At 67.7% G+C, this 20,911-nt stretch carries 24 protein-coding genes, 3 tRNA genes and 1 pseudogene; 20 read left to right on the forward strand and 8 right to left on the reverse strand.

Features of this window, described 5'->3' with window-relative positions; genetic code table 11:
- The first annotated feature begins 6 nt into the window (after positions 1-6).
- The 14 genes from gspG to PGN16_RS18865 all read left to right on the forward strand — a co-directional run bounded on the left by gspG (position 7) and on the right by PGN16_RS18865 (position 8,591).
- Entirely contained in the window at positions 7-444 is a 438-nt protein-coding gene (gspG, locus tag PGN16_RS18800) for a type II secretion system major pseudopilin GspG (protein ID WP_335310874.1), read from the forward strand.
- Positions 419-886 carry a GspH/FimT family pseudopilin gene (locus PGN16_RS18805; protein WP_335310875.1) on the forward strand — a complete coding sequence of 156 codons (468 nt, stop codon included), beginning with the start codon at positions 419-421 and terminating at the stop codon, positions 884-886. The genes gspG and PGN16_RS18805 overlap by 26 nt, the downstream gene beginning before the upstream one ends.
- On the forward strand, positions 873-1,274 hold the full coding sequence (gspI, locus tag PGN16_RS18810; RefSeq protein WP_335310876.1) for a type II secretion system minor pseudopilin GspI: 402 nt from the start codon (positions 873-875) through the stop codon (positions 1,272-1,274). The genes PGN16_RS18805 and gspI overlap by 14 nt, the downstream gene beginning before the upstream one ends.
- Positions 1,274-1,951 carry a type II secretion system minor pseudopilin GspJ gene (gene gspJ / locus PGN16_RS18815; protein ID WP_335310877.1) on the forward strand — a complete coding sequence of 226 codons (678 nt, stop codon included), beginning with the start codon at positions 1,274-1,276 and terminating at the stop codon, positions 1,949-1,951. Before gspI ends, gspJ begins: the two co-directional genes overlap by 1 nt.
- Positions 1,938-2,906, forward strand: coding sequence for a type II secretion system minor pseudopilin GspK (gspK, locus tag PGN16_RS18820; RefSeq protein WP_335310878.1), 969 nt, complete (start codon positions 1,938-1,940; stop codon positions 2,904-2,906). Before gspJ ends, gspK begins: the two co-directional genes overlap by 14 nt.
- Positions 2,903-3,991 (forward strand): type II secretion system protein GspL, encoded by a 1,089-nt coding sequence (gspL, locus tag PGN16_RS18825; protein WP_335310879.1) that lies wholly within the window; start codon positions 2,903-2,905, stop codon positions 3,989-3,991. The genes gspK and gspL overlap by 4 nt, the downstream gene beginning before the upstream one ends.
- Complete coding sequence (gspM, locus tag PGN16_RS18830) at positions 3,988-4,461, forward strand: type II secretion system protein GspM (protein WP_335310880.1); 474 nt, start codon at positions 3,988-3,990, stop codon at positions 4,459-4,461. The genes gspL and gspM overlap by 4 nt, the downstream gene beginning before the upstream one ends.
- Complete coding sequence (gene gspN / locus PGN16_RS18835) at positions 4,461-5,180, forward strand: type II secretion system protein N (protein WP_335310881.1); 720 nt, start codon at positions 4,461-4,463, stop codon at positions 5,178-5,180. The genes gspM and gspN overlap by 1 nt, the downstream gene beginning before the upstream one ends.
- Positions 5,181-5,228: 48 nt before the next feature.
- A tRNA-His gene (locus PGN16_RS18840) sits at positions 5,229-5,305 on the forward strand.
- Positions 5,306-5,395: 90 nt separating this feature from the next.
- Positions 5,396-6,451, forward strand: a complete 1,056-nt coding sequence (locus PGN16_RS18845; protein ID WP_335310882.1) for a Glu/Leu/Phe/Val family dehydrogenase — start codon at positions 5,396-5,398, stop codon at positions 6,449-6,451.
- Between the two features lie 244 nt (positions 6,452-6,695).
- Positions 6,696-7,421 carry a heme ABC transporter permease CcmC gene (gene ccmC, locus PGN16_RS18850; RefSeq protein ID WP_335310883.1) on the forward strand — a complete coding sequence of 242 codons (726 nt, stop codon included), beginning with the start codon at positions 6,696-6,698 and terminating at the stop codon, positions 7,419-7,421.
- Complete coding sequence (gene ccmD / locus PGN16_RS18855) at positions 7,418-7,522, forward strand: heme exporter protein CcmD (protein WP_333914703.1); 105 nt, start codon at positions 7,418-7,420, stop codon at positions 7,520-7,522. The genes ccmC and ccmD overlap by 4 nt, the downstream gene beginning before the upstream one ends.
- A complete protein-coding gene (gene ccmE / locus PGN16_RS18860; RefSeq protein WP_335310884.1) occupies positions 7,519-7,959 on the forward strand; it encodes a cytochrome c maturation protein CcmE in 441 nt (146 codons plus the stop codon). The genes ccmD and ccmE overlap by 4 nt, the downstream gene beginning before the upstream one ends.
- Positions 7,959-8,591 (forward strand): tetratricopeptide repeat protein, encoded by a 633-nt coding sequence (locus PGN16_RS18865; protein WP_335310885.1) that lies wholly within the window; start codon positions 7,959-7,961, stop codon positions 8,589-8,591. Before ccmE ends, PGN16_RS18865 begins: the two co-directional genes overlap by 1 nt.
- Positions 8,592-8,601: 10 nt before the next feature.
- Here PGN16_RS18865 and PGN16_RS18870 read toward each other — a convergent pair whose 3' ends face one another.
- Complete coding sequence (locus PGN16_RS18870) at positions 8,602-8,820, reverse strand: DUF3072 domain-containing protein (protein ID WP_335310886.1); 219 nt, start codon at positions 8,818-8,820, stop codon at positions 8,602-8,604.
- A gap of 217 nt (positions 8,821-9,037) precedes the next feature.
- Between PGN16_RS18870 and PGN16_RS18875 the strand changes: the two genes are divergently transcribed.
- From PGN16_RS18875 to PGN16_RS18895, 5 genes are all read left to right on the forward strand, one after another.
- Positions 9,038-10,876 carry a potassium transporter Kup gene (locus PGN16_RS18875; RefSeq protein WP_335310989.1) on the forward strand — a complete coding sequence of 613 codons (1,839 nt, stop codon included), beginning with the start codon at positions 9,038-9,040 and terminating at the stop codon, positions 10,874-10,876.
- Positions 10,873-11,463 (forward strand): 2'-5' RNA ligase family protein, encoded by a 591-nt coding sequence (locus PGN16_RS18880; RefSeq protein ID WP_335310887.1) that lies wholly within the window; start codon positions 10,873-10,875, stop codon positions 11,461-11,463. Before PGN16_RS18875 ends, PGN16_RS18880 begins: the two co-directional genes overlap by 4 nt.
- A tRNA-Met gene (locus PGN16_RS18885) sits at positions 11,454-11,530 on the forward strand. Before PGN16_RS18880 ends, PGN16_RS18885 begins: the two co-directional genes overlap by 10 nt.
- 318 nt (positions 11,531-11,848) lie before the next feature.
- Positions 11,849-12,307: a GAF domain-containing protein gene (locus PGN16_RS18890; protein ID WP_335310888.1), complete on the forward strand. Its 459-nt coding sequence runs from the start codon at positions 11,849-11,851 to the stop codon at positions 12,305-12,307.
- 293 nt (positions 12,308-12,600) lie between these two features.
- Positions 12,601-12,921 (forward strand): PEPxxWA-CTERM sorting domain-containing protein, encoded by a 321-nt coding sequence (locus PGN16_RS18895; RefSeq protein WP_335310889.1) that lies wholly within the window; start codon positions 12,601-12,603, stop codon positions 12,919-12,921.
- A gap of 15 nt (positions 12,922-12,936) precedes the next feature.
- Here the strand turns inward: PGN16_RS18895 and PGN16_RS18900 are convergent.
- Together PGN16_RS18900 and rimO are read right to left on the reverse strand one after the other, a co-directional pair.
- Positions 12,937-13,887, reverse strand: a pseudogene (locus tag PGN16_RS18900) (methyl-accepting chemotaxis protein); the annotation flags it as partial.
- Between the two features lie 167 nt (positions 13,888-14,054).
- A complete protein-coding gene (gene rimO / locus PGN16_RS18905) occupies positions 14,055-15,386 on the reverse strand; it encodes a 30S ribosomal protein S12 methylthiotransferase RimO (protein ID WP_335310891.1) in 1,332 nt (443 codons plus the stop codon).
- 94 nt (positions 15,387-15,480) lie between these two features.
- On the opposite strand from rimO, the gene PGN16_RS18910 reads away from it, so the two are divergent.
- Complete coding sequence (locus PGN16_RS18910; protein WP_335310892.1) at positions 15,481-16,575, forward strand: anhydro-N-acetylmuramic acid kinase; 1,095 nt, start codon at positions 15,481-15,483, stop codon at positions 16,573-16,575.
- Between the two features lie 12 nt (positions 16,576-16,587).
- Here the strand turns inward: PGN16_RS18910 and PGN16_RS18915 are convergent, their stop codons facing one another.
- The 5 genes from PGN16_RS18915 to rpsA form a co-directional block, all read right to left on the reverse strand.
- Positions 16,588-17,010 carry a DUF4112 domain-containing protein gene (locus PGN16_RS18915; protein ID WP_335310893.1) on the reverse strand — a complete coding sequence of 141 codons (423 nt, stop codon included), beginning with the start codon at positions 17,008-17,010 and terminating at the stop codon, positions 16,588-16,590.
- Positions 17,011-17,015: 5 nt separating this feature from the next.
- Positions 17,016-18,434 (reverse strand): ABC transporter substrate-binding protein, encoded by a 1,419-nt coding sequence (locus PGN16_RS18920; protein WP_335310894.1) that lies wholly within the window; start codon positions 18,432-18,434, stop codon positions 17,016-17,018.
- A gap of 35 nt (positions 18,435-18,469) precedes the next feature.
- Positions 18,470-18,553, reverse strand: a tRNA-Leu gene (locus PGN16_RS18925).
- Positions 18,554-18,614: 61 nt separating this feature from the next.
- Complete coding sequence (locus PGN16_RS18930; protein ID WP_335310990.1) at positions 18,615-18,896, reverse strand: integration host factor subunit beta; 282 nt, start codon at positions 18,894-18,896, stop codon at positions 18,615-18,617.
- 179 nt (positions 18,897-19,075) lie between these two features.
- Entirely contained in the window at positions 19,076-20,782 is a 1,707-nt protein-coding gene (gene rpsA, locus PGN16_RS18935; protein ID WP_028965398.1) for a 30S ribosomal protein S1, read from the reverse strand.
- Positions 20,783-20,911 lie beyond the last annotated feature (129 nt).

A 20,911-nucleotide genomic window follows, 5' to 3' on the forward strand; every position in this document is an offset into this window, starting at 1 on the left:
ATGCCTATGTCGACTGAGAAGAAGCCCCGGAAGAAGCGCAACGGGTTCACGCTGGTGGAACTGATGGTGGTGATCGTCATCATCGGCCTCTTGGCGACGATCGTTGCGCTCAACGTGCTGCCCTCGGGCGACACCGCGCGCATCCAGAAGGCGAAGGCCGATATCGCGACAATCGAGCAGGGCCTCGAACTTTACCGGCTGCAGATGGGCAATTACCCCACGACGACGCAGGGCTTGCAGGCATTGGTCACCCCGCCGGCGGGGGCCGACGCCGCGCGCTATCAGGCCGGCGGCTATATCAAGCGCTTGCCGCAGGACCCGTGGAACCGCCCGTACCTCTACGCCTCGCCCGGTCAGCATGGTGCGGCGGACGTCTGGACGCTGGGGGCCGACGGCAAGGACGGCGGGCAGGGGATCGATGCCGATATCGGGTCCTGGCAGTAACGCGGTACCGGCCCGCCAGCGCGGCTTCACGCTGATCGAGCTGATGGTGGTCATCACCGTCATCGGGCTCGCCTCGGCGGCGGCGGTGCTGATGATGCCCGATACGCGCGGCCGGCTGATGGACGAGGCGACGCGCTTCGCCGTGCGGACGCGCGCGGCGCACGATGCCGCCATCGTCGAGGCGCGCCCCGTCAGCCTGTGGGTCACGCCGGGCGGCTATGGCTTCGATCAATGGCGCGGCGGCGCGTGGACCCCGCTCGACGGCGCGCTCGGCGTCGAGCGCTGGAAGCCGGGCACCGCCACGACCGGCCCGGCACGCGACCGGCTGACCTTCGACACCACCGGGCTCGCCGACCGCGCGATGACCGTGACGCTGACGCGCGAGGGGATGCGCACCGATGTGGTGATCGACGCCGACGGGACCGTCCGTGTCGCCGGCTGACCCGCGCGCGCGCGGGTTCACTTTGGTCGAGATCATGGTTGCGCTGGTCGTGTTCAGCCTCGCCGCGCTCGCGCTGATCCGGCTGGAGGGGCAGACGATCCGCTCGACCGGCTTCGTGTCGTCGGCGCTGCTCGCGCAGATCGTCGCGCGCAACGTCGCGATCGAGGCGGTCACCGACGCGCAGCCACCGACACGCGGGCGTGCAAGCGGCGTCGAGCAGGCGGGCGGGCGCAACTGGACCTGGGTGCGCGACACCCAGCCGCTCGGCGACGGCGATGTCCAGCGGATCGACGTCGCGGTCAGCGACGCCGGCGGCGCGGTGATCGGCCGCGCGACGATGGTCCGCCCGCCGCCCGCACCGATCGCGCAAACGCGGGTCGGACCGTGATGCGCCGGACGACGCACGAAGCGGGCTTCACCCTCGTCGAGGTGATGATCGCGCTGATGATCTTCGGAATGATCGCCGCGGCGGGCGTCGCCTTGCTGGCGTTCAGCGTCCGTGCGCAGGGCGCGACCGGCGCCGCGCTCGACGACAATGCTGCGCTCAACCGGCTGGTGTCGATCATGACCGCCGACATGGCGCAGGCGCAGGATCGCCCGACCCGCGATGCCGCGGGCACATTGTTCCCGGCCTTCTCGGGCGACCGCAGCGCGCAGCCGATCCTGCGCTTCGTGCGCGGCGGCTGGGCCAACCCCGATCAGGCGCCTCGCGCGACCTTGCAGAAGGTCGAGTACCGCCTGACCGCTGACGGGATCGAGCGCGTCGCCTATCCCGCGCTCGACGGGGCAACGCCGCTCCCCGCGGCGCTGCTGGTCGATCGCGTGCAGGAGGTGCGCGTCCGCTTCCGCTATGCCGGGGCGTGGAGCGATACGTGGCAGGGCGACCAGCGCGCCGCATTGCCACAGGCGATGGAGCTGACGCTGGTGCGCGCGGGCGGGCAGTCGTACCGGCTGCTGTTCCTCGTCGGCACCGGTGCGCCGCGAACCGTGGAAGACCTCACCAATGGGCTGCAAGGCCCCGGCACCGGTGGCCCCCCGGCGGGCACGATCGATGCCCCGCGCTAGGCCCGGCGAGCGTGGCGCCGCGCTGTTGACCGTGCTGCTGCTCGTCGCGGTGATCGCGGTGATGGCGGCGACCGCGCTGGAGCGGTTGCGGCTGTCGACCCGGCTCGCCGCCAATGCGGTCGCCCTCGATGCCGCGCGCGGCTATGCCTATGCCGCCGAGACGCTGGCGACTCGCCGCGTCTCGACACTGCTGCAACAGAGCCGCGACCGCGTCGCGCTGACCGGCGGGTGGAGCGGGCGGCCGTTCGGCCTGCCGATCCCGGGCGGCACGGCGACCGCGCGGGTGACCGACGGCGGTAATTGCTTCAACCTCAACGGGCTGGTCACCTTCGGCTTCGGCGACGCCTATCTCGTCAACCCGCAGGCGCTGGTCCGCTTCCAGCGGCTGTTGCGGCTGCTGCGTGTGCCCGACGGCGACGCGATCGCAGTGGCCACTGCCGACTGGCTCGACAGCGACGACGATCCGCTGCCCGGCGGGGCGGAGAACAGCGCCTATCGTGGCTATCGCACCGCCGGCACCTTGATGGCCGACGTCAGCGAGCTGCGCGCGGTGAAGGGCGTCACGCCCGAGGCGTACAAGCTGATCCAGCCATGGGTGTGCACCTTGCCGGTCGCACGGCAGTCGGTGCTCAACGTCAACACCTTGCTTCCGGAACAGGCGCCGCTGCTCGCGATGCTGCTGCCCGACACGATGGGCGTCGCACAGGCGCAGGGGCTGCTGCTGCGCCGCCCCCCGGGCGGCTATGCGCAGGCCGGGCAGTTCTGGGCGCAACTCGCCAGCGCAGGCGGCGCGACCGATATCGGCGCGCAATCGCAAACCGGCGTGACGACGAAATGGTTCGCGCTGCGCATCGACGTGGTCAATGGTGGCGCGGAATTGCATGAGGAAGGGCTGATCGACGCGCGGACCCTTCCCGTCCGGCTCGTGACGCGGCAATGGGGGGATGTACCATGACCGCAGCGACGCTCCTTTTTCTGCCCCCCGACGATTCGCAGCCGTGGCGCTGGTGGCGGATCCGCGACGACGCGGTCGAGCGTGAAGGCGAGGGGCTGCCCGAGGTGACGGCGGAGGATCGCGTCGTCGCGGTCGCGCCCGCCGATGCGGTGACGCTGCACTGGGCGAGCTTGCCCGCCCGCTCGCCGGCGCAGGCGCTGGCGGCGGCGCGTGTCGTCGTCAGCGATGCCACGGCCGAGCCCGCACACGACCTCCACGTCGCGGTCGGGCGCGAACGAGGCGGCGAGCGCGCGATCGCGGTCGTCGCCCCGGCGCGGATGGCGGCCTGGCTCGCATCGCTCGCGCAGAACGGCGTCGATCCGGCGGCGGTCGTGCCCGCCCCGTTGCTGCTCCCCGAGCCCGAGGAAGGCTATGTCCGGGCCGACCTCGGCGGGCAGGTGGTGGCGCGCGGCCGCACCACCGGCTGGGCCGACGAACCGGTCCTGACCGGACTGGTGACGCGTGGCGAGACCCCGCGCCTGCTCGACCGCGAAGCGCTCCGCGCCGCCGCGATCGACGCGGTGGCGGAGCCGGTGATCGACCTGCGGCAAGGCGCCTTCGCCCGCCGCCGCCGGCGCACTGCGATCGATTGGGCATTGGTACGGCGACTGGCGGTGCTCGCCGGGCTGATACTGCTCGCGACGCTGGCGATTGATGTCGTGCGGATCATGCGTTATTCGTTCGCCGCCGATGCGATTCAGCAGCGCGCCGCGACGATCGCCCGGCAAGGTCTGCCACGGGGAACCGGCGAGGGCGACGAGACCCGGATGCTCGGCGAACGGCTGTCGGCGCTGCGCGGGCCGGGGCAGGGCTTCACCCGCACCGCTGCGGCGGTGTACGCGATCGTCGAGGCGGTGCCCGAAACCGAGATCACCGCGTTGCAGTTCGAGCCGAACGGCGCGCTGCGCGTCTCGCTGTCGCTGGCGGGCGAGGCGCAGGCGAATACGGTCAAGTCGCGGCTCGCCGAAGCGGGGTTCACCGTCGAGTCGAGCGTGTTCCAGCAATCGGCCGGTCGCCTGACCGGCGACATGACGGTGCGGCCATGACGGCGTTGAAGGCGTGGTTCGACGGACGCTCGCTGCGCGAGCGGCGATTACTGCTGGTGATGGTCGCGCTCGCAGCGGTGACGCTGATCTGGGGCGCGGTGATCCGCCCGGTTCGCGATGGCCTGTCCTCATCGCGTGAGCGCTACACCGATGCGGTGATCCGGCTCGGCACGGCGCAGGCCGGACTGCGGCAGGTTAAGGCGCTGCAGCGTCGTGCGACCCCGCTATCCGCGCCGCTCGCCGACATCGTGCGCGCGCGCGCCGATGCCGCGGGGTTCACGCTCGCCAGCCTCGATGTCGAGGCACCCGACCGCATCCGCACCGCGATCGCCACGGCGCGCGCCGGTGCGCTCATGCAATGGATCAGCGGGCTGGAGGCGGAGGGCATCCTCGTCGATTCGCTCAGCGTTTCGGGCAATGGCGCCGGCAGCGTGACGGCGACGATGACGCTTCGGGCGCGAGGCGTCTGATGCGCATCCCGCTTACCACCGGTCGCCGCACATTGTTCCTCGCGCTGTTCGCGGCGGCGATGCTCGCCTTTCTCCCGCTGCGGCTCGCGCTCGGCTGGAGCGGGCTCGACGGGCAGGGATTCGCCGCGCGCGAGGTGACCGGCAGCCTGTGGTCCGGACGGCTGGTCGAGGCGCGGTTCGGCGACATCGCGCTCGGCGATCTCGACGCCGGGCTGTCGCCGTTCGCGCTGCTGATCGGTCGCGCTCGTATCGCGCTGGCCAGCGACTCGAACGATCCGGCACAGCGGCTGGCGGGCGCGGTCGAGATCGGTCGCAACCGCGCGGCGGTGATCGATGCCAGCGGGCCGCTCTCGCCCGGCAACGCCTTCGCGCCGCTCCCCGTGTCCGCGCTCAACCTCGACGGCGTCACGGTGCGCTTCGTCGATGGCACCTGCCAGGCCGCCGAAGGTCGCGTCCGTGCCAGCCTCGCCGGGGCGTTCCTCGGCCAGCCGCTGCCCGGCGCGCTCAGCGGCAGCGCACGCTGCGACGCGGGCGCGCTGCTGTTGCCGCTCAGCAGCGGCGCGGGCGAGGGGGTTAACCTGCGGCTGTGGCCGGATGGGCGGTATCGCGCCGATCTGACGCTGATCCCGACCGATCCGGCGATCGCGGCGCGGCTGGACGGCGCGGGCTTCACGGTCAATGGCGCGGCGCGCACCTTGTCCGTCGACGGACGCTTCTGAACCGCTTGACGAACCCGCCACGGTGCCGCTAGGGGCACGGCCTTCGCGGCGATCGTAGCTCAGTTGGTTAGAGCATCGGTTTGTGGTACCGAGGGTCGCGGGTTCAAGTCCCGTCGATCGCCCCATCCCTCCATTTCTGTTTCTTGCTGGCGTTTTTCGCTCAACAAGATTATTGCGTCCGGCGGTAATTAAACGTCGTGCGCACTGGAGAGACGATGACCTCGGTCTGGGACTATCCCGATTTCGACAGCCATGAGGGGCTGCACCTGTTCACCGACCCGACGTCGGGGCTGAAGGCGGTGATCGCCGTCCACTCGACCACGCTCGGACCGGCGGCAGGCGGGGTGCGCTTCTGGCATTATGCCGATGATTCCCGGGCAATTACCGATGCGCTGCGGCTCTCGCGCGGCATGAGCTACAAGAATGCGATGGCCGGGCTCGATCTGGGCGGCGGCAAGGGCGTCGTGCTCGCGGACCGGCCGGGCGCGACGATCAGCGAGGCGCAACTGGTGGCGTTCGGCCGCGCGGTCGAGTCGCTCGGTGGCCGCTACGTCACTGCCGAGGACGTCGGCATGTCCGAAGCGCGCATGAAGGTGATCGCGGGCGAGACGCGCTACGTCTCGGGCCTGCCGGTCGCGCAGGGTGCGGCGGGCGGCGATCCGGGGCCGTACACCGCGCATGGCGTCTACCTCGGCGTGCGCGCCGCAGCGAAGCGCGGGCTCGGCAGCGACGACATGAAGGGCGTGCGTGTCGCGATCCAGGGGCTCGGCTCGGTCGGCGGCGGGCTCGCCCGACTGCTGGCAAAGGACGGCGCGATCCTGACCTTGGCCGATGTCGATCAGGCGCGCGCCGAGCGGATGGCGACGGAACTGGGCGCGACCACCGTCGCGCCGGACGCGATCCTGTCGGCGGACGTCGACATCGTCAGCCCCAACGCCTTGGGCGCGATCCTCACCGAGCGGTCGATCCCGACGCTCAAGGCGAAGATCGTCGCGGGCGGCGCGAACAACCAGCTCGAGACGCGCGCCGACGGGCAGCGGCTGCACGACGCCGGGATCGTCTACGCCCCCGATTACGTCATCAACGCCGGCGGCATCATCAACGTCGGGCTCGAATATCTCGGCCACGGCGACGAGGCCGAGGTGATGGCGCGGATCGCGCAGATCCCCGGCCGGCTCGATCAGGTGTGGGACGAGGCCGCTGCCTCCGGCGATCCCACCGCCGAGGTCGCCGACCGGATCGCGCGCCGTCTGATCGGCAGGGCGGCTTAAGAGCGATCTGACACACTGTCGCCGCGTTTGGCGGTGACGGTATGCGAGGCGAAGCAGACATGGACCCCTGCCTTCGCAGGGGCGACGGTTGGTTGATCTCCCGTCGCCCCTGCGGAGGCAGGGGCCCATGTCTGTCAATTCGGCCGCACGCGTCCCGCACAAGACGCGGCCATTGTGTCCCCTAGCCACCCATCCACACAACGCCGGGGGTGACGACCGCCCCCGCTTCGCCTATCCGGGCCGGGTGCCTGCGCTCCATGCCTTTGCCAATCCGGCGCGTTTCCTGAAGATCGCGCGTCCGCTCACCCCGATCCTGTGGTGGGCGGGGGTCGCGCTGATCGCGATCGGTTGCTGGGCGGGGCTTACCCAGACTCCCGCCGATTATCTGCAAGGCGAAACCGTCCGCATCCTCTACATCCACGTTCCCGCCGCCTGGCTCGGCATGGGCGGGTGGAGCAGCATTGCGGTATCGAGCATCGTCTTCCTCGTCTGGCGGCACCCGCTGGCGATGATCGCGGCGCGCGCGATCGCCGCCCCGGGCGCGATCTTCGCCGCGCTCTGCCTCGTCACCGGTGCGATTTGGGGGCGACCGACGTGGGGGACGTGGTGGCAGTGGGACGGGCGACTGACCTCGATGCTGCTGTTGTTCTTCGTCTATCTCGGCTTCATCGCGCTGGCGCAGGCCGATCGCGAGCGCGATGGCGATGGCCGCATCCCCGCGCTGTACGGCATTGCCGGCACGGTGCTGCTTCCGATCATCCGCTATTCGGTGGTGTGGTGGAACACGCTGCATCAGGGGCCGAGCATCGGGCTGACCGGCTCCAGCATCGACCGCTCGTTGCTCTGGCCGCTGCCGATCATGCTGGCGGGCTTCTCCTTCTTCTTCGGCGCGGTGGTGTTGATGCGGATGCGTACGATGCTGGCGCGCGAAAAGGCCGAGGCCCGCCTGCGGCGTCGGGCGCGCGCATGAACCCCTGGCCATTCGTCACCGGCGCTTATGCGCTAACCCTGCTCGCCGCCGCGGCACTTGCGTGGTGGAGCTGGCATCAGATGCGGGACGCCGAGAAGTGACCCGCAAGAACCAGCGACTGATGCTCGTGCTGCTCGGGCTCGGTGCGATCGCCGCGGCGGCGTTGCTGGCGCTGTCGGGGCTGCGCGATCAGGCAGCATTCTTCTATGCGCCCGCCGACGTAGCAGGCAATTTGCCACCGCCCGACAAGGCGGTGCGACTGGGTGGAATGGTCGAGCACGGCTCGATCCGGCGTGCGGCAGATGGCGTATCGATCGACTTCGTCGTCACCGACGGCAAGGCAAAGACTCCGGTGCAGTTCAGCGGCATCGCTCCGGACCTGTTCCGCGAAGGCTCCGGCGTGGTGGCCGAGGGTCATTTCCGTCCCGATGCGTCGTTCGTCGCCACCAATCTGCTCGCCAAGCACGACGAGAAGTACATGCCGCCGCAAATGGCGGGCAAGATGCACGAAACCCGCACGCTGGAGGAAAAGCGCTGATGGGATTTGTCGCGCTCCTGCTGCTCGCCGCGGCGGCCTTTGCGGCAATGGCCTTTTGGTTGCGCGTCGATCGCCTGCTCTGGTCGATGCTCGGCGCGGCGTTGTGCCTCGGTGGCGTCGGCTATGCGTGGCAGGGCCGACCGATGCTCGGCGCCGCCGCGCCGCAACACCCCACCACCACCTCCCCGATTGATGTCGAAGAGGTGCAGTTGCGCGACAGCATGTTCGGCCGTTTCAACGCCGACACGGCCTATCTCGTCGCCGCCGATGCGATGACGCGCAGCGGCAATGACGACGCCGCCGCACGCGTGGTGCTGGGCGGGCTTTCCAAGATGCCGCAGAGCTTCATCCTCTGGACATGGGCCGGCGTGACATTGGCGGCCCAGGCGGAACATCGCGTGTCGCCGCCTGCGTTGCTGGCCTTTCGTCAGGCGGCGCGGCTGGCGCCGGAACATCCGGCGCCGCCATATTATCTCGGTTTCGCCTATCTGGAGGCGGGCGACCTCGAAAAGGCGCGCGCTCTCTGGATGCGCGCCGTCAGCCTTTCACCCGAAGGCACGCCTTACCGGACGGAGATCGCTCGGCGGCTTGCCGTGCTCGACCGCCTGATCGCGATCCGCGACCGGGGCTGATGCCGCGGCGTCATTTGCCGCGGCCGGTCTTCTCCTGCAGCGCGTCGATCCGCTTCGATGCATCGGCCTTGCTGAGCGACTCGTCGAACGACTCTCCTGCCTCTTCGCTCAGCGTTTTCAGGTAGCTGGCTTGCGCACCGGTCATCGGCTCATCGCCGGTCGTCCAATCGTCCGGGTCCTTCTCGGCGTTCGAGAAGGGCTCGCTCTTGGGATTGGGGGTATCGCTCATGATGGCTTGGTCCTTTCGCTGAACAGAACATTCATGTTCGCGACCTGTTCCGCGTTGCGGGTGTTTCAGGCGCGTGCTAGGCGCGCCCCGTTATGGCCACGAATACGCACGTCCTTTCGATAGCGGTGGCCGGCGCGTGAGCGTCAGCACCGTCGACCCCTCGGTCCGGGCACAGGCCGGCGCGACCCATCACCACCATAGCGGCGGCCTTGCCAAGCTGGCGCTCGGCGCGATCGGTGTCGTCTATGGCGATATCGGCACCAGCCCGCTTTATGCCATGAAGGAGGTGTTCGTCGGGCACCATCCGCTCGCGGTCGATCCGCTGCACGTCTTCGGCGTCATCAGCCTGGTCTTCTGGTCGCTGATGCTGATCGTGACGCTCAAATATGTGCTGATCGTGCTGCGTGCCGACAATAATGGAGAGGGCGGCAGCCTCGCGCTGCTCGCGTTGATCCAGCGGCGCTCGGGTGCCGGGAAAAAATGGGGGTCGAGTCTCGTCATCCTCGGCGTGCTCGCCACGGCATTGTTCTTTGGTGATTGCATGATCACCCCGGCGATCTCGGTGCTGTCGGCGGTCGAGGGGCTCGCGACGGTCGAGCAGGGTTTCGACTCGTTCGTGCTGCCGATCGCCGTCACGATCCTGATCGCGCTCTTCTACATGCAGTCGATCGGGACCGAAAAGGTGGGGCGGCTGTTCGGGCCGATCATGGCCGTCTACTTCGTCGTGCTGGCGGTCATGGGCCTGTCGCACATCATCCAGCGCCCCGACATCCTCTTCGCGCTGAACCCGGTCTATGCCGTGCGGTTCGCGATGAACGACGGTGGTCTGGCGTTTCTCGCACTCGGTTCGGTGGTGCTGGCGGTGACCGGGGCGGAGGCGCTCTATGCGGACATGGGGCATTTCGGCCGGCGACCGATCGAATTGGCGTGGCTGGCGTTCGTGCTGCCGGCGCTGATGCTCAATTATCTCGGGCAGGGGGCGCTGCTGCTGCAAACGCCGGCCGCGGCCGAGAATCCCTTCTTCCTGATGGCGCCGGAGAACTGGCGTCTGCCGCTCGTCATCCTCGCGACGATGGCGACCGTCATTGCCAGCCAGGCGGTGATCACCGGCGCCTATTCCGTCGTCCAGCAAGCGGTGCAGCTCGGGCTGATGCCGCGCATCCGCATTACCCATACCAGCGCGTCCGAGGCGGGACAAATCTACATCCCCGCTGCCAATTGGGCGTTGATGGTCATGGTGTTGCTGCTGATCCTGGGCTTCGGCGAGTCGTCGAACCTCGCCGCCGCTTATGGCATCGCGGTGACGGGAACGATGTTCATCTCCACCTGCATGATCGGTGTGCTGATCCGTCGTGTGTGGCACTGGCCGCTTTGGGCGACCGCGCTGTTCGAGGTGGTGTTCCTGTCGATCGACGGCATGTATTTCGCCTCGAACCTGACCAAGGTGCCCGATGGCGGCTGGTTCCCGCTGCTGGTCGCGGTGATCGTGTTCGTGCTGCTCACCACCTGGTCCGAGGGGCGTAAGCTGATGATCGAGCGGATGCGCGAGGCCGCGATGCCGATCAAGATCTTCATCGATTCGGCGGCGACCTCGGCGACGCGCGTCTCGGGCACCGCGGTGTTCATGACCTCGACCCCGGAGGGCGTGCCGCACGCCTTGCTCCACAACCTCAAGCACAACCGCGTCCTGCACGAACGTGTGATTCTGTTGACGGTGCGCGTCACCGACATGCCCTATTTCCCCGAAGAGGACCGGTTCCTTCATGAGGATCTGGGGCAGGGCTTCCACCGGGTCATCCTGCGCTACGGCTTCATGGAAGAGCCGGACGTGCCCGCGCACCTCAAGACCTTCGACGGGTGCGGCGCGGCGTTCCGCATGATGGACACCAGCTTCTTCCTCAGCCGCCAGACGCTGCTGGCCTCGGAGCGCCCCGGCATGGCGATCTGGCGCGAGAAATTGTTCAGCTGGATGCTGCGCAACGCCGAAAGCGCGATGGAGTTCTTTCGCCTGCCCACCAACCGGGTGGTCGAGCTGGGCAGTCAGATCGAGATTTGACCGATTCCGTCGAACGCGCCCCGATCATCGTCACCGCATTGTTCGGGCGTGAGGATCAGGCGTTTTTCGATGCCGAGCGCACGGCGTACTTCCCGCCCGAGCGCAATCAGTTGGCCGCGCATCTGACGATATTCCATCATCTGCCGCCGTCCTTGGCACCAGAGCTGCGTCAGCGACTGACCGCGGAGACGCGCGGCGTTCCGCCACCGCGCGCGCGGATCGCGGATGTGATGTCGCTGGGGCGTGGCGTGGCTTACCGGATCGACAGCGACGAGCTTGGCGCGATCCGTGCGCGGCTTGCGGCGGCGTTCAGCGGCTTGCTGACTCCGCAGGACGCCGGCGGTTGGCGCGCGCACGTCACCGTGCAGAACAAGGTCGAGCCGTCAGTCGCAAAGGCGCTGCTGGCAGAGCTGCGCGCCGACTTTCGTCCGCGCCCGGTCGAGATCGCCGGCCTCGCTGCCTGGTGGTATCGCGGCGGTCCGTGGGAAATGTTGTCGAAGCATTCTTCGCGGGTTGACCGCGTCGGATCGGCTGTTATAGCCCGCGCCTCACGAGCGCTGGTTCCCTCGGAAAACGGGGCGGAGTAGCTCAGCTGGTTAGAGCAGCGGAATCATAATCCGCGTGTCGGGGGTTCAAGTCCCTCCTCCGCTACCAAGCGTTCGTGTTTCCTGTCTCGACTGATCCTAACCTCGGACGCGGGGTTCTCATCGCATCCACACCGCGCTGCCACGCAAGGCGAAGCTCAGGTCCCAGTGCTGACGTGCGAGTCTCGTTTCGAGACAGGTGCGCGTTTGGCATCAGGATCGAAAGACAAATTTCATCATTCTACCATGTAGATAACGTGTGACCGAATGGTCTTTCGGGCAAGTCGCCTAGGCGACGCTCGGCAAACGGACGGGTAGAGGTGGAAGGGGACTGTAACGCGTGTCGGTGACCTTCTACTCTCCGGCCCCGGTTCCTCCCAACGAGCCCATGCGTAACGCAGCCGTCTATGCCTCGGGCTTGCTCGAGCGGATGAACGATCCTGCGTTGAACGACATTGCGTTGAGCGCGAAAGAACTTCTGCACGTCGATTGGGCCGGTATCGCGTTGATCGTCGACGATCTGCAGATCGTGATCGCGTCCTCAGGCGGCCAGATCGGGCGGTACGAACGTGCGCGATCGATGTCGGCACATGCCATTCTTGCACCGGATGCCATCTTCTGTGTGCCGGATACGAGGGTTGCGGAGGCGTTCGGCTCCAACCCTTTCGTGCGCGTCGGATTGATCCGCTTCTTCGCCGCGGCCCCCATCGTCACCGCGGCCGGATTGCCGCTCGGCGTGCTGTGCGTGTCCAGCCGGACGCAGCGACGGGCGATCAACGAAGCAGAGGCGGATGCGCTGCAATCGCTGGCTGCGCGCGTCCTCGATACGCCGCCCGCGCAATCCTGAAGCGGGACGACCCTGCCGGTCGGCGGGCCCCAGGCTACTTAACAATGAGTTAACGCTCCGCTACGCAAGCAGTCGATCACGGCGCGCGACCTGGAGGAAGCACGCCGGACGAGGGGGATTCGATGAAAGCATTGGCCGTTGCCGCGGCGTTGGCGGCATTCGTGACGCCGGCTGTCGCCAGCGCGACCGTGACCTAGACGTTCGCTACGACAGAGCCGTTCGCGGGTGGGCCGCTGGAATTCACGCTGGAAAGCGACTCGTATGTCGATGAGGGATGGATTCAACGGGCAACGTTGAAGAACGCGTCGGCCGCAATTCAGCGGGTGCGGTTCGAGGCGGCGTGTCCGAACGGCGGCGGCACCGACGCGTGCGATCAGGTCAGCATCGTCGCGAGCACCGGCTTCGGCTCTACGATCGTATATCGATACTTCAACGACGGCGCCTTTGCCGCGAGCGGCTCCTATCAGTCCAGGACGTCGACCGCCGCCACGTTGACAGTATCGCGATCGCTCGCGCCGGTCGTTCCCGAACCCGCCACCTGGGCGACGATGGTGCTCGGCTTCGGCATGATCGGCTTCAGCCTGCGCCGCCGCACGATCCTGCGGTTCACCTGAGCCGCAGGTCTCGGTTCACGCGGCCATGGCAGCGAGGATGTCACTCTCCGAGGCGAGGTGATCCTCGATCACGCAACGGAAGTTCAGCCCCGCTACGCCATGATCGCTGGGCACCGATGCCTGAGCGACGACCAGACGATCGAGCGACTGGACGCGTGCGCCGCGGGTGTCGGCTGCATGGGGGTGATGCTCATGGAAGCGTCGCGTCCCCGTTGTCGCCACCACTCGACCGTTCGGGTCGACGATCGAAATCGTTGCGCGTTGTGAGGAGCGGTTCATCACGTCGATCAGCCGCGCGACCTGGCCTTCGAAATCATATTCGAGATAGCAGACCCCGACGGTAACTCCCTCGACGACGACCGGCGCGACGAAGATCAGCACCTTGCGATCGTTCGACCACGGGTTCGCCCAGACCTCATCGGTGGCCCAGCCGTTCGGCATCGGGCCGTCCATCGCCGCGCGGAACTGGCCATAGTTTTCGAACCGGACCGTGCGAACCGCGGCATTGTCGTGTGCGCACACGCCGACCTGACCATCGGCGGCGACGACGAACGCATTGAGGAAATAGGGGGAAAACCCCAATAGCGAGCGCATTCGCTCCAGCGCCCGGGCTTCGGCGCGGGGGTCGCCGGGCAGCAACAGGCTCTCGCGCACGGCATGATCGCTCGCCAGCACGCGCACGTCGATCGTCCGATCGAACAAGGTGCGCGACAATGCGTCGGCGATCGACTGCGCCAACTCGCCCAACCGTCCGCCTTCCAGCTCGCGGACCAGATCGGCGGCGATTTCGCTCCCCTGATGCAGTCGGCCGAGCAGATCTTCCCGGAAGGCGCGTGACGAACTGCTCGCCTGCGCGGCCAGCGTCTTCACTTCCTGCGCCACGACTCCGAAACCCCGCCCCGCCTCACCGGAACGCGCCGCCTCGATTGCCGCGTTGAGCGCTAGCAGTCGCGTCTGTCCCGCGATCGCCTCCGACCGGTCGGCGTGGGCGGCGACCTCGACGCTCAGCATAGACAGCAGGGACCGGATCCGGCGCGGCATGACATCTCCATCGACGATCGTCCCGGTCTAGAAGCGCCGGGTTAACCAACCGTATGGAAACCGGTTTTTGGCGTGTAACGCCGATCAGTCGGTCAGGCGGGCACCCCGAACAGATCGTGCTCGTCCGCGTCCTCGATGACGACGCGCAGAATGTCGCCCGCGGTCAGGTGCCCCGCGTCGCGGAGATGCACTTCACCGTCGATCTCGGGCGCGTCGGCCATCGATCGACCGGAAGCGCCACCCGTCTCGGCATCGACCGCGTCGACGATCACCTCCAGCGTGCGGCCGACCTTGGCCGTCAGCTTGGCGGCAGAGATCGCGGCGGTCTTTTCCATGATCCGCGCATAGCGCTCTTCCTTGACCGCCTCCGGCACCGGATCGGGCAGCGCATTGGCCGACGCACCCTCGACGGGCTCGAAGCGAAATGCCCCGACGCGGTCGAGTTGCGCTTCGTCGAGCCAGTCGAGCAGATACTGGAAGTCCTCCTCGGTCTCTCCGGGGAAGCCGACGACGAAGGTCGACCGGATCGCGATGTCCGGGCAGATGTCGCGCCATGCCTTGATCCGGCCGAGCACCTTGGCGTCGTTGGCCGGGCGCTTCATCCGGCGCAGCACCGCGGGGGCGGCATGCTGGAAGGGGATGTCGAGGTACGGCAGCACCAGCCCTTCGGCCATCAGCGGGATGACCTGATCGACGTGGGGGTAAGGATAGACATAGTGCAACCGCACCCATGGCGCGATCTTCCCCAACTCGCGCGCCAGATCGGTCATGTGCGGGCGGACCTCCGCGCCCTTCCACAAGCGCGACTGATCGCGGATGTCGATCCCATAGGCGGAGGTGTCCTGGCTGATGACCAGCAATTCCTTCGTGCCGGCCGCCACCAGCTTTTCCGCCTCGCGCAGGATCGCGTCCGGACGCCGGCTGACCAGATCGCCGCGCAAGCTGGGGATGATGCAGAAGGAGCAACGATGATTGCAGCCTTCCGAAATCTTGAGATAACTATAGTGGCGCGGCGTCAGCTTCAGCCCGGCATCGGGGATCAGGTCGACGAACGGGCTCAGCGCGGCAGGGGCGGCGGCGTGAACCGCCTCCACCACCTGCTCATATTCATGCGCACCGGTAACGGCGAGCACATCCGGGAAGCGCGCGCGGATCGCCTCGGCTTCCTTGCCCATGCATCCGGTGACGATCACGCGGCCGTTCTCGGCAATCGCCTCACCGATCGCCTCCAACGATTCCTCCTTGGCGGAATCGAGGAAGCCGCACGTGTTGACCAGCACGACGTCGGCCCCCGCGTAGTCGGCGGACATCTGGTAGCCGTCCGCGCGGAGCTGGGTCAGGATACGTTCGCTATCGACCAGATTCTTGGGACAGCCGAGCGAGACCATGCCCACGCGGGGCGGTGAGGGGATTTGCGTTGCCATGGGATCGTCCGCACATAATGCGGGACGATGCGATTTGCCAGTGGCGGCGGCACACGCGATAGCGGCGGCTGGTTCAGGACGGGAGGGTGCCGCGATGCTGGCGATCGGATTGATGTCGGGCACGTCGCTGGACGGGATCGACGCGGCGCTGATCGATACCGACGGCGAACTGGCGGTGCGCCGGATCGCTTTTCGCGGCGAACCCTATTCGGATGCGGCGCGCGCGCAACTGGCCGAGGCGACCGCTCTTGCGCTGACCTACCCGCGCCCGCGCGCCAGCCCGCCGCTCGTTGCCGCGGCGGCGCTGATCACGCGGACACATATGCTTGCCGTGCAGAAGCTGCTGCGCGATGCCGCCGTGGCGGCGCGTGACGTTGGCGTGATCGGCTTCCATGGTCAGACCGTCGCGCACCGCCCCGACCGGCGCTGGACGTGGCAGATCGGCGATGGGCAAGTCCTCGCCGACGCCACCGGCATTCCCACCGTTGCCGATTTCCGCAGTGCCGATGTTGCCGCAGGCGGGCAGGGCGCGCCGTTGCTGCCGATCTATCACGCGGCGCTGGCGGCAGGGCTAGAGGGGCCGGTCGCGATCCTCAACCTCGGCGGGGTGGCCAACATCACGCTGATCGACGGTGGTGACGCCATCGCCGCGTTCGATACCGGGCCGGCAAACGGCCTGATCGATAGCTGGGTCGAGCAGGAGAGCGGCGCACGCTTCGACAAGGATGGCGCGCTCGCCGCCGCGGGGCAGGTCGACGAGGCGGTCTTGACCGCGATGCTCGATCACCCGTTCTTTGATGCGCCCTATCCAAAGTCGCTCGACCGGAACGATTTCACGATCCAGCCGGCGCGCGGGCTGTCCCCCGCCGATGGGGCGGCGACGCTGACCGCCTTTACTGCGGCCACGGTGGCGCAGGCGCTGACGCTGCTGCCGGTCTTCCCGCGCCGGTTGCTGGTGGCGGGCGGCGGGCGGCACAATCCTGCGATGTTGCGGATGATCGCCGACCGCACCGGTCTGGTTCCCGAGCCGGTCGATGCGCTCGGCTGGCACGGCGACGGGCTGGAAGCGGAGGGTTTCGCCTATATGGCGGTGCGAACGCTTGCGGGCCTGCCGATCAGCTTCCCCGGCACGACCGGCGTGCCCGAGGCGATGCCGGGCGGAACGGTGTTCGTGCCCGCCACCCCGTAAGCTGCGCCGCCCTTACCGTTCCAGCGTCACCGTCGCCGGATAATGCCGATCGAGGTGCTTCTTGATCCGCTTCAGATTGCGCGTGTTCGATCGATAGAAGAAGTCGGCCGCATCGCCGACGAACGGGATCATCCCCAGAGCGGTGTCGAAGCCGACGCGTGCCGTCATCCCGAACAGCGCCAGGCGCCCCATGCCCAGGTTGCGCGCTTCCCAGACCAGCCACATGCCCATCGCGCCGGCGAACAGGTCTCCAACCACCGGGACCAGTCCGACGATCGCGTCCAGCCCGACCCGCCGATTGATGCCGGGGATGACATAAAGACCCTCGAGCAGCCGCTCGACCGCCTCGACCCGGCGACGAACCGCCACTGGATCGCGCCCGATGGGCAGCGCGTCGAAAAGACGGGCATTCAGCGGGGTAGGGCGAGCGTTCATGATCCTCAATTGGGGTCGGCGCGGAGGCGGTTCAATGGGTGCCACGCACGCGGGTTCGGCTGCCATTGCCGCAGCCGTAGCGCGACCAGCGACCAGCGGAACGGCCGCGACAGCGGCACGAACGCCACATCCTGCGTCAGTAACCGATCGGCGGTCGCCGCCGCCTCGGCACGCTGCGGCAGCGTGTCGGCCAGCCGGGCAGCCTCAATCGCGGCGCGTGCCTCCGGCGCACAGGCGACGCATGCTTCGGCCAGGTACCAGCGGGCATTGTCGTAAGGCGCCACCAGATCCACCAGCCGCAGATCGGCGGTCGCATCGTCGCTGGCGACCCGCAGCGGCACGATCCCGACGGCATACAGATCCCGCGCCAGATGCGCCCACAACAGCGTGCCGCCCGGGCCTTGCGGCAGTGCGAGCCGCAGCACCGGTCCGCTGCCCCGCGCGGCACGCCACGCCGCGACACGCGACCGGGCGGCGGCGGGACGTTGCTCGGGTGGCAGCGTCGCCCAGACCGGCACCATCGGTGGGGCGGCGGAATCGAGCTGTTCGGGCAGGATCGTCTCGCGCGCCGGCCAATCGCTCGCGACGCTGGTCAGGTCGCTGCGATCGATCGCCTGAGCGACCGCGCCGCGATTGCCGGCGTCTGCCAGAAAGCCCTCGCGTCGCACGATCGCGAGCCCGAAGAGGCCCGCTGCGGGATCGATGCGCACATTGGCGGGCGCGGGGTTGGCGGCCTGCAGCGTCGGCCAGTCGTCGATCGTGCCGCCGGTCACGAGATCGGAATGACGTTCGACGAAGCGCAGGATCGCCAGCGCCGCACGTTCGCCACGCAACAGGACGTTCTGCTCGGGAGTCGGCCTTTCCTCATCCGGGTCCCGATCGGGATCGCGCGCGGGGGTCAGCAGGATACCGTCGCGACCGTCCCCGCGTCGTCGGAACGGCCCGGCACCATTGTCCTTGCCGGGACGCAGCAGCGCCATTTCGGGCTGCGCGAACAATTTGAGAAGATCGGGACGCGGCCGCGCCAATTCGATCTCGATCACTTCCGGCGTCATCTCGACGACCGAGTCGACCGCCGTCAGATACGGAGCGATGCGGTTTGCGGCGGCTCGTGCGATTTGCCGGCGAAGCAGCGGAACGACGTCGCGCGCGCGTACCGGGGTGCCATCGGCCCATTCGGCATTACGCAAGCGGAAGATGTAGCTGCGCCCGTCGTCGATCACGATCCAGCGTTCGGCCACGCCCGCTTCGATCTGCCCAACCGCATCGAAGCGGACCAGACCCTCGCCGAGCGAATCGGTAAGCAACCGGTCGCCGGCGGGAAGCGCGCTGCGATCGCGGTCGGCCAGTTTCGGCTCGGCACCGATCACGCTCACCACCACCGCTCCGACATCGGCGCGCCGCCCGCACGACGGTGCCGACAACGCCAGGATACCGATTGCTCCAAGGCGAATGATGCTGGTGCGGGCGGCGGGACTCGAACCCGCACGCCAATGGCAGAGGATTTTAAGTCCCCAGCGTCTACCGATTCCGCCACGCCCGCGCATCATCTGCCACGAAGCGGTTGCAGGGCGCCGCGTCAAGTCGTTGCGGCGCCCGTCGCGTCAGGTGACGTTGAGGCGAACGCGCATTTCCTTACCGGGTTTGAAGAACGGCACACGCTTGGCGTCGACTTCGACCGTTTCGCCAGTTCGCGGATTGCGGCCGACGCGCGCGTCGCGGGCACGCGTAGAGAAAGCGCCAAATCCGCGCAATTCGACGCGGCCGTTGGCGGCGAGCCGCTCGGTAATCTCATCGAAGAAGGTCGAGACAATTGCCTCGACATCGCGCTGGGACAGGCCGGGATTGTCCTTCAACAATGCCTGTACCAACTCAGACCTTATCATCGTCTGCGGTTCCTTGGGGCTTGGATTACGTTCACCGCGATCTGATACAGGTAAGTTTGGGCCCTCGGTAGCACCGATCTGGAAGCGATTGCGCAAAGTGGGTCATCCAAATGTCCGGCAAATAAAAAGGGGACCGGCCGGTGGCCGATCCCCCTTCCACGCCCGTAAGGCAGCTTCGCTTACTTCTTGGTGTCGCGCGCCTTGAGCGCCTCGCCCAGGATGTCTCCCAGCGACGCACCCGAGTCGGACGAGCCGTACTGCGCCACGGCCTGCTTCTCCTCGGCGATCTGCATCGCCTTGACCGAGAAGGTCGGCTTCTTGGAACGATCGAAGCCGGTCACCATCGCGTCGAACTTCTGGCCGACCTGGAAGCGCTCCGGACGCTGCTCGTCGCGGTCGCGGCCGAGATCGGTGCGCTTGATGAAGCCAGTCGCGCCATCGTCGCCCGCCTGCACTTCGAGGCCTGCGTCGCGAACTTCGAGGACGGTGACGGTGACAACCTGGTTCTTGCCCAGGCGATCGCCCGCGCCCGCCGCGACCGGACCGCCGCGCTCGAGCTGCTTCATGCCCAGCGAGATGCGCTCCTTCTCCGAGTCGATGTCGAGCACCACGGCCTGAACCATCTCACCCTTGCGGTGCAGGTTCAGCGCGTCCTCACCCGACACGCCCCAGGCGATGTCCGACATGTGGACCATGCCGTCGACATCGTTGTCGAGGCCGATGAACAGGCCGAACTCGGTGGCGTTCTTGACTTCGCCCTCGACGGTCGAGCCGATCGGGTGCGCGGCGGCGAACGCCTCCCACGGGTTGTTCTGCGCCTGCTTCAGGCCCAGCGAGATGCGACGCTTGTCCTCGTCGACCTCGAGCACCACCACTTCGACTTCCTGCGAGGTCGAGACGATCTTGCCCGGATGGACGTTCTTCTTGGTCCAGGACATTTCGCTAACGTGGACCAGGCCCTCGATGCCGGCCTCCAGTTCGACGAACGCACCATATTCGGTGATGTTCGTGACGCGGCCCGACAGCTTCGCACCGACCGGATACTTGGCGGCGGCGCCATCCCACGGATCGCTCTCGAGCTGCTTCATGCCCAGCGAGATGCGCTGCGTGTCCTTGTTGATGCGGATGATCTGCACCTTCACGGTGTCGCCGATGTTGATCATCTCGCTCGGGTGGCCGACGCGCTTGTAGCTGAGGTCGGTGACGTGCAGCAGGCCGTCGATGCCGCCCAGGTCGACGAACGCACCGTAATCGGTGATGTTCTTGACGACGCCGTCGATGATCTGGCCTTCATGCAGCGACTGGATCAGGCCCGAACGCTGCTCGGCGCGGGTCTCTTCCAGCACCGCGCGGCGGCTGACGACGATGTTGCCGCGCTTGCGGTCCATCTTCAGGATCTGGAACGGCTGCGGGATGTCCATCAGCGGGGTGACGTCGCGCACCGGGCGGATGTCGACCTGCGAACCCGGCAGGAACGCCACGGCGCCGTTCAGGTCGACGGTGAAGCCGCCCTTCACGCGGCCGAAGATCACGCCCTCGACGCGCGCGGTCTTGGCGAATTCCAGCTCCAGCTTGTCCCACGCGGCTTCGCGGCGCGCGCGGTCGCGCGACAGCATCGCTTCGCCATGCATGTTCTCGACGCGGTCGACGTAGACCTCGACTTCGTCACCGACCTTCAGGTCGGCCTTCTGGCCCGGCGCGGGCGCGAATTCGCGCAGCGGCACGCGGCCTTCGCTCTTCAGGCCGACGTCGATGACGACCAGGTCGTTCTCGATGGCGGTAACGGTGCCCAGCACCACGCGGCCCTCGAAGCTGTCGGCGCCGCCGAACATGTCATCGAGCATCGCCGCGAATTCGTCACGCGAGGGAGTTGCCACTGAGGCCATAAAAGAAACTGTCCTATGTCGTTTTCCGGCCAGGCGGTTGGTTCCGCCGGTCTTGGCCATCACTGTCGCACCGGCCCCGTGCCGGGTGCGACATCCGTGCGATCTGGGGAGCGGCGGGGGCCATTCGCG

It is taken from the genome of Sphingomonas phyllosphaerae (assembly GCF_036946485.1).
In the GTDB taxonomy this organism is placed as follows: domain Bacteria; phylum Pseudomonadota; class Alphaproteobacteria; order Sphingomonadales; family Sphingomonadaceae; genus Sphingomonas; species Sphingomonas phyllosphaerae_E.